At 65.0% G+C, this 10,124-nt stretch carries 7 protein-coding genes, 1 tRNA gene and 1 pseudogene; 2 read left to right on the top strand and 7 right to left on the bottom strand.

Annotated elements, in window-relative coordinates:
• The 3 genes from FKP22_RS11400 to rimP all read right to left on the bottom strand — a co-directional run.
• Window positions 1-564 (bottom strand): translation initiation factor IF-2 associated domain-containing protein (locus tag FKP22_RS11400; RefSeq protein ID WP_211361376.1); only part of this gene is annotated, 564 nt, incomplete at its 3' end.
• Window positions 565-620: 56 nt separating this feature from the next.
• Window positions 621-2,099 (bottom strand): transcription termination factor NusA, encoded by a 1,479-nt coding sequence (gene nusA / locus FKP22_RS11395; protein WP_141287613.1) that lies wholly within the window; start codon window positions 2,097-2,099, stop codon window positions 621-623.
• Window positions 2,096-2,698 carry a ribosome maturation factor RimP gene (gene rimP, locus FKP22_RS11390; RefSeq protein ID WP_141287614.1) on the bottom strand — a complete coding sequence of 201 codons (603 nt, stop codon included), beginning with the start codon at window positions 2,696-2,698 and terminating at the stop codon, window positions 2,096-2,098. The genes nusA and rimP overlap by 4 nt, the downstream gene beginning before the upstream one ends.
• Before the next feature lie 295 nt (window positions 2,699-2,993).
• Between rimP and fabI the strand changes: the two genes are divergently transcribed.
• A complete protein-coding gene (gene fabI / locus FKP22_RS11385; protein ID WP_141287612.1) occupies window positions 2,994-3,785 on the top strand; it encodes an enoyl-ACP reductase FabI in 792 nt (263 codons plus the stop codon).
• Between the two features lie 49 nt (window positions 3,786-3,834).
• Here the strand turns inward: fabI and FKP22_RS11380 are convergent, their stop codons facing one another.
• Window positions 3,835-4,977 (bottom strand): GGDEF domain-containing protein, encoded by a 1,143-nt coding sequence (locus FKP22_RS11380; protein ID WP_141287611.1) that lies wholly within the window; start codon window positions 4,975-4,977, stop codon window positions 3,835-3,837.
• A gap of 51 nt (window positions 4,978-5,028) precedes the next feature.
• The gene (locus FKP22_RS11375; RefSeq protein WP_141287610.1) at window positions 5,029-7,296 is read right to left on the bottom strand and encodes an arginine/lysine/ornithine decarboxylase; all 2,268 of its coding nucleotides are present in this window, start codon (window positions 7,294-7,296) and stop codon (window positions 5,029-5,031) included.
• A 232-nt stretch (window positions 7,297-7,528) separates the two neighbouring features.
• Here FKP22_RS11375 and FKP22_RS11370 point away from each other — a divergent pair.
• Window positions 7,529-7,618: transfer RNA gene (locus FKP22_RS11370), tRNA-Ser, on the top strand.
• 211 nt (window positions 7,619-7,829) lie between these two features.
• Here FKP22_RS11370 and FKP22_RS11365 read toward each other — a convergent pair.
• Window positions 7,830-9,089: pseudogene (locus FKP22_RS11365) on the bottom strand (arsenic transporter); the annotation flags it as partial.
• A 128-nt stretch (window positions 9,090-9,217) separates the two neighbouring features.
• Window positions 9,218-10,124, bottom strand: a 907-nt coding sequence (locus tag FKP22_RS11360) for a branched-chain amino acid ABC transporter substrate-binding protein (RefSeq protein WP_141287608.1), incomplete at its 5' end; no start/stop codon positions are given.

Raw genomic sequence — 10,124 nt, 5'->3', positions numbered from 1 at the left:
AGCGGCGGCCTTGGCAGCGGCTTCTTCGGCGGCCGCGGCAGCTTCGGCGGCGGCCTTAGCGGCAGCGGCTTCAGCGGCGGCCTTGGCCTCGCGCTCCTGGCGCTCCTGCTCTTCACGCAGGCGGCGCTTTTCGGCCAGCTCTTCTTCCTGCCGGCGAATCTGCTCGGCCTGCAGGCGAGCCTCTTCCTCGCGACGCGAGAGGTCGGCTTCCTCGGCAGCAGCGGCGGCCACCCCGTCATCTTCGACACCGCCCGGCATGTCGTCGCGCTTAACGAAGGTGCGCTTCTTGCGCACTTCGACCTGGATGGTGCGGGCCTTGCCACTGGCGTCGGCCTGCTTGATCTCGCTGGTCGACTTGCGGGTCAGCGTGATCTTCTTGCGGTCGGCGCCAGCAGTGGAGCCGTGGGAGATGCGGAGATAGTCGAGCAAGCGCTCCTTGTCCGATTCGTTGAGCGAATCGTCAGGCGAAATCTTGGCGACGCCGGCCGACTTCAGCTGCTCGAGCAGCGTCCCGGCGGGCCGGTTCAGCTCCGCGGCGAGTTGGGCGACGGTAGTCACAGCCATTCTTGAGTTTCCTTGATCTTGGTGCCGTGTGCGGGACGTGCGGGTAGGCTGGGCGCTCAGGCGTTGAACCAGTGTTCACGCGCCTTCATGATCAGCGCCTTGGCCTGCACGTCGTCCACACCGGTCATCTCGACCAGTTCATCGACGGCCAGGTCGGCCAGGTCATCACGGGTGTGCACACCACCATCGGCCAGTTGGCCGATCAGAGCGGGGTTGAGGCCGTCGAGGTCACGCAGATCCTGCGAAACATCGTCGACCTTTTCTTCACGGGCAATTTCCATCGTCAGCAGCGCATCCTTCGCACGATTGCGCAGCTCGCTGACGGTGTCTTCATCGAAGCCTTCGATTTCCAACATTTCCTGCAGCGGCACATAGGCCACTTCCTCGAGGCTGGTGAAACCTTCCCCGATCAGCATGTTGGCGACTTCTTCGTCCACGTCGAGCTTGTCGACGAACAGCGCGCGGATAGAGCCCGACTCTTCCGCCTGCTTGGCGGCCGATTCCTCGGCCGTCATGATGTTGATGCGCCAGCCGGTCAGCTCGGAGGCCAGGCGCACGTTCTGGCCGCCACGGCCAATCGCGATCGCCAGGTTTTCCTCGTCGACCACGACGTCCATCGCGTGCCGCTCTTCGTCGACCACGATGGACTGCACGTTGGCCGGCGCCAGCGCGCCGATGACGAACTGCGCCGGGTCTTCCGACCACAGCACGATGTCGACGCGCTCGCCGGCCAGTTCGTTGGTCACCGCGGTGACGCGCGAACCGCGAACGCCGACGCAGGTGCCGATCGGGTCGACCCGCTTGTCATGCGAAACCACGGCGATCTTGGCGCGCGAGCCGCTGTCGCGGGCGCAGCTCTTGATCTCCAGCAGGCCTTGCTCGATCTCCGGCACTTCCTGGGCGAACAACTCGACCATGAAACCAGGCGCAGAGCGCGACAGCATGATCTGCGGGCCACGGGCGAGCGGGTCGATGCCGGCCATGAAGGCCCGCACGCGGTCGCCGGAGCGCAGGTTCTCCTTGGGGATCATCTCGCCACGCTTGAGCCGGCCTTCGACGCGGCCCGACTCGACGATGATGTCGCCCTTGTCCAGGCGCTTGACGGTGCCGACGAAGATCTTCTCGCCACGGGCGAGGAAATCATTCAGCAACTGCTCACGCTCGGCATCGCGGATCTTCTGCAGGATGACCTGCTTGGCCGCCTGCGCACCGATGCGACCGATGGTCACGGACTCGATCGGCTCCTCGATGTGGTCGTCCACCTCGATGTCGGGAATTTGTTCCAGCGCTTCGAACAGCAGGATTTCGGCATCGGGGATCTGCAGGCCGGCTTCATCCGGGACCACGTGCCAGCGGCGGAAGGTCTCGTAGTCGCCGGTGTCACGGTCAACGGTGACGCGGATGTCCACTTCACCACCGTGCAGCTTCTTGGTCGCAGACGCCAGCGCGGCCTCCACCGCGCCAAACACCACATCGCGCTCCACGCTCTTCTCGCGCGAGATCGCGTCCACCAACATCAGCATTTCGCGGTTCATTCTTGTTGACCTCCGTCGTTCGAGTCGCCGTCCGCCGTCTGCGGCACAGCCGGGGTGGCTTTGCCACGCCGCCCCTTGAAATCCAGCACCGGCACCAGCCGGGCCTCGCGCACTTCGCCCAGGCTGAAGTCCAGTACCTGGTCGACCTTGCCATCGTTGAACACCAGCTGCCAGCCGGCTTCATCCGTGGCGGTGGCCTGCTCGCCAGCCGACGGCGCGACCTGCTCGGCCTCCGCGGCTTTCTGCAGCACACCTTCGTATTTCTTGCGCCCCTGGAACGGCAGCTTGAGCGTGATCTGCACCTGCTCGCCAACAAAGCGCTGGTAGTGCGCGGCCGTCTTCAGCGGCCGGTCAAGCCCGGGGGAAGACACTTCCAGCCGTGCATAGTCGACGTTCTCGACTTCCAGCACATACTGCAGTTGGCGTGTCACCGCCTCACAGTCTTCAACCGTGACAAACTCATGTGGCCCGGTGGGGTAGGCCCGACCGGGCACCCGGTCGATCAAAACGCGCAGCAACCCGCCTGCCGATCGCTCGACATCAACGAGTTCATAGCCCAATCCGGTCACCGTACGATCAACGGCCTGGCTCCAGCTCATCAGGGTGCGAATACCTTCCAGTAAGAAGCAAAAAGGCGCTTGAAACGCCTGACCGCCAGAAACACGCAGCGGAAAACCGCAGCTGAAAACACAAACGCCAAAAAAAATGGGCTGGAAAAATCCGCCCACTCTTTCTAGCGCTTCGGTGCAATTCTAGCGAAGAGTCTGATTGTAGCTCGAAGGCAGACCTTCGGCAAGCCGCGGGCCTGACTGCATGCGAGAATTGCGGCAGCATATCGAAGAACACTGCGGAACAGGCACAGCCTGCCGCAACCTTACCGTCCACGGAGACCGCATGGGATTTCTCGCCGGCAAGCGCCTGCTGATCACGGGCCTGCTTTCGAATCGCTCCATCGCCTATGGCATTGCCAAGGCCTGCCACCGCGAAGGCGCCGAACTCGCGTTCAGCTACGTTGGCGAGCGCTTCAAGGATCGCATCACCGAGTTTGCAGCCGAATTCGGCTCCAGCCTCATATTCGATTGCGACGTGGGCGACGACGCCGCAATCGAGCGCCTGTTCACCGACCTGAAAACCGCCTGGCCCGAAGGCTTTGACGGATTCGTGCATTCGATCGGCTTCGCCCCGCGCGAAGCCATTGCCGGCGATTTCCTCGACGGGCTGACCCGCGAGAACTTCCGCATCGCGCACGACATCTCGGCCTACAGTTTCCCGGCGCTGGCCAAGGCCGCCCTGCCCTCGCTGCGCCCGCAAGCCGCGCTTTTGACCCTGAGCTACCTGGGCGCCATGCGCGTGGTGCCCGCCTACAACACCATGGGCCTGGCCAAGGCCTCGCTGGAAGCCAGCGTGCGTTACCTGGCCGCCAGCCTGGGTCCCAAGGGCATCCGCGTCAACGGCATTTCGGCTGGCCCGATCAAGACGCTGGCCGCTTCCGGCATCAAGGGTTTTGGCAAGCTGCTGGAAATCTTCTCGAAGAACGCCCCGCTGCGCCGCAACGTGACGATCGAGGACGTCGGCAACGTCGCTGCCTTCCTGCTGTCGGACCTGTCAGCCGGCGTGACCAGCGAGATCACCTACGTCGACGGCGGCTTCAGCCACGTGATGAGCGGCATGCCGCTGGACGAATAAGCCGGCGCCCTGCCGGTCCACACGCAAGCCCGGCCGAGGCCGGGCTTTTTCATGCCCGGCCGTCGCCTTCCGCCGATGGCGCATCCTGCTCGGCCCAGTCTTGGGGCGGCAAGGTACTGGGCGGCTGGGTGTCGATGACCTGATCGGCCAGCGCCACCCGGTTGCGGCCGGCCTGCTTGGCACGGTAGAGCGCCTGGTCCGCCCGGGCAATCGCCTGCGCCAGCGGTTCGCCCGGCTGGGCCTGGCAAAGGCCGAAGCTGATGCTGACAGGCAACAGCGTGGCCGCGCCAGGCAGCCGCAGCGAACGTGCCTGCACCAGCGCCCGCAGGCGTTCGGCCACCATGCGTGCGGCCGGCAGCTCGGTGCCCGGCAGCAGCACCAGGAATTCCTCACCGCCCCAGCGCCCGAGCAGGTCGCCTTGCCGCATGCCGCTCTGCAGCGCCTGGCTGATGGTGCGCAGCACCAGGTCACCCACCTCATGACCATGCTGGTCGTTGACGGCCTTGAAGTGGTCCACGTCGCCCAGCAGCACACTGAGCGCGCTCAGCGGCGAGCTGGCATCGTTGAGCCGCGCCAATTGATCGTGGGCCAGTTCGGCTAGGCTGCGGCGGTTCAGCAAGCCGGTCAGCGGGTCGAGACTGGCCATCTCGCGCAGGCCGGACTCGGCCCGCAGCACCAGGTTGTAGTAGATGGCCGACAGGCCGGCCAGCATCGTCAGCGTGGCCGCGGCATTGAACATGCGCAGCGCCTGCAGCCAGCCACCCGGCAGTACCTGCGGCGGCGGTCCGCGGTGCGACAGCAGGTCCAGCCCCAGGTAGAGCAGCACGCAGGCGGCGCAGCCCAGCCACTTGGTGCGCCGCGGCATCAGCGTGCTGACCATCAGCGTGGGCAGCATCAGCAGCAGGTAGTAGTGAAAGCCGCTGTCCCAGCCCAGCCAGTAGCAGGCCACGCAGGCATGCAGCACCACCTCGATGCCGGCCATCGCCTCGCACAGCCTGCGCCAGCGCGGCTGGCGCATCAGCAGCGTCATCAGCAGGTACAACAGACTGCTGATGACGTTGAAGACCGCCAGGCCGGTGACGCCCGCCGCCAGGAACAGGACCACGAAGGCCGCGTGCACAACGGCTGCCATCAGCATGCCCGAGACGATCAGGCGCCCACCCTGTAACAGCGAGGTGACCAGTGCACGCATCACCCGGCCCAGCCCATGCGACCGGTCAGGCCAGCCCGCCCGCACAAAGCGTCAGATCGCTTCCTGGCGCACGCAATCCACGTAATAGCGGCGTTCACCCTTGTCATTGTCTTCCGCGACCAGGCCGTGCACATCGGTGTCAAAGCCAGGGAACTTGGCATTGAAGGCCTGCGTGAAACGCAGGTAGTCGACGATGCGGCGATTGAAGACCTCGCCCGGGATCAGCAGCGGAATGCCGGGCGGGTACGGGGTCAGCAGCGCGGTGGTCACGCGGCCTTCGAGCTGGTTGATCTCGACCCGCTCGGTCGCGCGGCGAGCGATGTAGGCGAAGGCCTCGCTGGGCTTCATTGCCGGCTCCAGGTCCGACAGGTAGACCTCGGTCGTCAGGCGCGCGATGTCGCCTTCGGCATAAGCCTCGTGCACGGACTGGCACAGATCCTTCAGTCCCATCTTCTCGTAGCGCGGATGCGCGGCGCAGAACTCCGGGAGGATCCGCCACAGCGGCTGGTTGCGGTCGTAGTCGTCCTTGAACTGCTGCAGCGCGGTCAGCAGCGTGTTCCAGCGGCCCTTGGTGATGCCGATGGTGAACAGGATGAAGAACGAATACAGGCCGGTCTTCTCGACCACCACACCGTGTTCGGCCAGGAACTTGGTGACGATGGACGCCGGGATGCCGGTCTTGGCGAACTTGCCGGACATGTCCAGCCCCGGCGTGATGATGGTGGACTTGATCGGGTCCAGCATGTTGAAGCCGGCCGCCAGGTTGCCAAAGCCATGCCACTCCTCGTTGGCCTTGAGCACCCAGTCGTCGGGCTTGCCAATGTCGTGTGGCGCGAGCTCGTCGGGGCCCCAGACGGTGAACCACCAGTCGGCCGCGTATTCCTTGTCGACCTTGCGCATCGCGCGGCGGAAGTCCAGCGCCTCGCGGATGCTTTCTTCGACCAGCGCGGTGCCGCCGGGCGGCTCCATCATCGCCGCGGCCACGTCGCACGAAGCGATGATGGCGTACTGCGGCGAGGTCGAGGTGTGCATCAGGTAGGCCTCGTTGAACAGGTGCTTGTCCAGTTGCACCGTCTGCGAGTCCTGCACCAGCACCTGCGAAGCCTGGCTGATGCCGGCCAGCAGCTTGTGCGTGGACTGCGTGGCATAGACCATGGCCTCCTTCGGGCGCGGGCGGTTCTTGCCCATCGCGTGGTAGCTGCCGTAGAACTTGTGGAATGCGGCGTGCGGCAGCCAGGCCTCGTCGAAGTGGATGGTGTCGACCCAGCCGTCCAGGTGCGACTTGATCGACTCGGTGTTGTAGAGCACGCCGTCGTAGGTGCTTTGCGTCACGGTCAGGATCTTGGGCCGCACGCTGGCCGGGTCCACGCCCTTGAGCAGCGGATGGCGGGCGATCTTCTCCTGGATCGAGGCCTTGGTGAACTCGCTCTCGGGGATCGGGCCGATGATGCCGTAGTGATTGCGCGTGGGCGTCAGGAACACCGGCACAGCGCCGGTCATGATGATGCTGTGCAGGATGGACTTGTGGCAGTTGCGGTCCACCAGCACCACGTCGTCCGGCGCCACGGTGTGGTGCCAGACCATCTTGTTGCTGGTGCTGGTGCCGTTGGTGACGAAGAAGCAGTGATCGGCATTGAAGATGCGCGCTGCATTCTTCTCACTGGCCGCGACCGGGCCGGTGTGGTCCAGCAACTGGCCCAGCTCTTCCACTGCGTTGCAGACGTCGGCCCGCAGCATGTTCTCGCCAAAGAACTGGTGGAACATGCGGCCAATCGGGCTCTTCAGGAAGGCCACGCCGCCGGAATGCCCGGGGCAGTGCCAGGAGTAGGAACCGTCCTGCGCATAGTCCATCAGCGCGCGGAAGAACGGCGGCGCCAGGCTGTCGACGTAGCTCTTGGCCTCGCGGATGATGTGGCGGGCCACGAACTCCGGCGTGTCCTCGAACATGTGGATGAAGCCGTGCAGCTCGCGCAGGATGTCGTTCGGAATGTGCTCCGAAGTGCGCGTTTCGCCGTACAGGTAGATCGGGATCTCGGCGTTGCGAAAACGGATCTCGCTGATGAAATTGCGCAGGTTCAACACTGCCGGCACCGGCTCGTCGCCGGTCTGGAACTCTTCATCGTCGATCGACAGGATGAAGGCGCTGGCGCGGCTCTGCTGCTGGGCAAACTGCGAGAGGTCGCCGTAGCTGGTCACGCCGATGACCTCGAAGCCCTCTTTCTGGATCGCGTCGGCCAGCGCGCGAATGCCCAGGCCGGAGGTGTTTTCCGAGCGGAAATCCTCGTCGATGATCACGATGGGAAAGTGAAAGCGCTGCATGGCGGCGGCCCCGGGCGGAACAGGAAAAAAACGAAGGGCGAAGTGTAGGGCTGAACGATGACAGCACACGCGAGTTCACTGTCGCGTCGCGCGCAGACGACTGCTGTCGTCCTGCTCGCCACCGCCCTGCCACCGAAGCAAGCGACGAACCCGCAGCGCCGTGCGGCACCAAAATCCCACACCGTGCTTTTGAAAACGCCCACAAATCCGCTATGATCGTGGGCTGCCCTGCGGAGGGGTGGATGAGCGGTTTAAGTCGCACGCCTGGAAAGCGTGTGTGGGTTAATCCCCACCGCGGGTTCGAATCCCGCCCCCTCCGCCACGCGAACTTGCTTTGAGCCGTCCAAACGGTTCCCGGTCGCCCCTTTGAGGCGCCTGGAAAAGACAATGTTCTACAGATGAACGGCCCTGACGATGTCCAGGGCCGTTTCTTTTTGTGCGCCAGCGCCGCCAGGCCCATCACTGCCATGGCGCCCGGAGCATGACGGCGCCGGACATCAGCAGCAGTTCGAACAGGCCATGGTCTTTTGATCTCAGCCCATCAGCAGCCGCGCGCCGATCGCCAGCAGCAGCGCGGGAGGCATCACCAGCGCCCCCACCTTCAGGAATTGCAGGAAGCCGACATCTTCGCCTTCGCGGCGCAACGCGGAGAGCCAGAGGATGGTCGCGAGCGAGCCGGTGATGGACAGATTGGGGCCCAGGTCGACGCCGATCAGCAATGCGTCAACAACGATCTGCGGCGGGTGGGCGTGGGCAATCGTCGTGCTGGCAATGAGGCCGGCTGGCAGGTTGTTGACCAGGTTCGAGCCCACGGCCAGCAGCACCCCTGCGCCCGCAGCAGCGCCACGTTCCCCGGCCTGGACGCTGTCTTGCAGCGCCGCGGCCAGCATGGGGGTCACACCGGCCTTGTTCAGCGCCTCCACCAGCACGAACAGGCCCGCCACCAGCGGCAGCACGGACCAGGAGATGTCCCTGACCACAGCCCAGGGCGTTGATCGCCCGCGAAGCAATACCGCGGCGGTGGTGAGCACCCCCAGCAGGCAGGTGGGCAGCCCCAGCGGCTTGTCCAGCAGGGAGACGGCCGTGAGCGCCACCGCCGTCGCTGACAGCCCCAGCAGCGCCGTCCAGCCGCCCGGTGAGAGGGCATCTGGCGGGGGCGCCACATCGCAGCGCTGTTCCAGATGCCGGCGCTGGCTGAACCGCAGTGCCACGTAGGTGGCCGAAATCGACAGCAGGGACGGCAAGGCGAAGCTGGCAAGCCATTGCCCGAGCGGAGGCACGTGATCGCCATACATCACCAGGTTGGCCGGGTTGGAGATGGGCAGGACGAAGCTGGCTGCGTTGGCGATGAACGCGCAGATGAACAGATACGGCAGCGGCTCCGCCCTGGCCTTGCGCGCCGCGGCGAAGACGGCCGGGGTCAACACCACCGCGGTGGCATCGTTGGACAGAAACGTCGTCACGACGATCCCGACTCCGTAGACCAGCAGAAACAGCCGGCGTGGCGAACCCGCCGCATGGTGCACGGCATGACCAGCGACCCAGTCGAACAGGCCCTCGCGCCTGGCCGTTTCAGACAACAGCATCATCCCGGTCAGGAAGAGGTAGACATCGTTCCCGTTGGCAATCGCACGCAGCGCATCGGGCACCGGCAGCAGGCCGAACACCACGATCAGCACAGCACCGGCAGCGGCCCAGACGGCTTCCGGCAGCTTGAAGGGTCGGATCAGCACGCCCAGGGTGGCCAGTGCTGCAATGGTCGAGATGGCAAGGTTGGCGTTGTTCATCGGGCCGGAGGTTTGCGCGAGTCGCTGCGCTTAGGCAGCCATGGGGCATGGCTTCAAACGTTCGCCGACGGTTCACCGCACGGCGAAATGAAAAAGCCGCCCGGAGGCGGCCTTGGACTCGGCGGAAGCCGAGATCAGTGGATGACGGCGATCTGTTCGCGCGCTTCACCCTTGTAGGTGTACAGCGTCAGGGCGCCGTTCTTGATGTCGCCCTTCTCGTCGAAGGCGATGGTGCCGGTCACGCCCTTGTAGCCGCTGGTCTTGGCCAGCACCGGCAGGTACTTGGCCGGTTCCGCCGAGCCGGCCTTGACCATCGCGTCGACCATCACCATCGTCGCGTCATAGACGTACGGGGCGTAGATCTGCACGTCCGCGCCGTACTTCTTCTTGAAGTCGACCTTGAACTTCTCCATGCCGACCTTCTGCGAGCCTTCGACGCCGCCGGCTTCCGCGCACACGACCTGGCCGTCAGCCATCGCGCCTGCGGCCAGCTTGGGGAGCTCGCCCGAGCAGATGCCGTCGCCGCCCATGAACTTGGCGGTGATGCCGAGTTGCTTCATCTGGCGGATCATCGGGCCGGCCACGGCGTCCATGCCGCCGTAGAACACGACGTCAGGCTTGGTGGCCTTGATGCTGGTCAGGATGGCGGTGAAGTCGGTTGCCTTGTCGTTGGTGAATTCGCGCTTGGCAATCTTGCCGCCTGCCCCCTTGACACCCTTCTCGAACTCGTCGGCCACGCCCTGGCCGTAGGCCGTGCGGTCGTCGATCACGGCAATCGTCTTGCCCTTGAGTTCCTTGACGGCGTACTTGCCCAGCGTGCCACCCAGGTGCACGTCGTCAGCCACGACGCGGAAGGCGGTCTTGAAGCCTTGGCGGGTGTACTTGGGGTTGGTGGCAGACGGGGAGATCTGCGGAATGCCGGCGTCGGAGTAGACCTTGGACGCGGGGATGGTGGTGCCCGAGTTCAGGTGGCCGATCACGCCGTTGACCTTGGAGTCGACCAGCTTCTGCGCGGCAGCGGTGCCTTGCTTGGGGTCGCCC

Origin of the sequence: Ideonella azotifigens, from assembly GCF_006519715.1 — a bacterium.
Lineage (GTDB): Bacteria > Pseudomonadota > Gammaproteobacteria > Burkholderiales > Burkholderiaceae_C > Ideonella > Ideonella azotifigens.
The sequence above is the reverse complement of the archived record's forward strand: the minus strand, read 5'-3'. Positions and strand labels throughout refer to the sequence as shown.

Bases quoted from the DNA above. Each gene is read 5' to 3' on its own strand.
- nusA (WP_141287613.1), bottom strand. From the start codon at position 2,099: ATGAACCGCGAAATGCTGATGTTGGTGGACGCGATCTCGCGCGAGAAG.
- rimP (WP_141287614.1), bottom strand. From the start codon at position 2,698: ATGAGCTGGAGCCAGGCCGTTGATCGTACGGTGACCGGATTGGGCTAT.
- fabI (WP_141287612.1), top strand. From the start codon at position 2,994: ATGGGATTTCTCGCCGGCAAGCGCCTGCTGATCACGGGCCTGCTTTCG.
- FKP22_RS11380 (WP_141287611.1), bottom strand. From the start codon at position 4,977: ATGCGTGCACTGGTCACCTCGCTGTTACAGGGTGGGCGCCTGATCGTC.
- FKP22_RS11375 (WP_141287610.1), bottom strand. From the start codon at position 7,296: ATGCAGCGCTTTCACTTTCCCATCGTGATCATCGACGAGGATTTCCGC.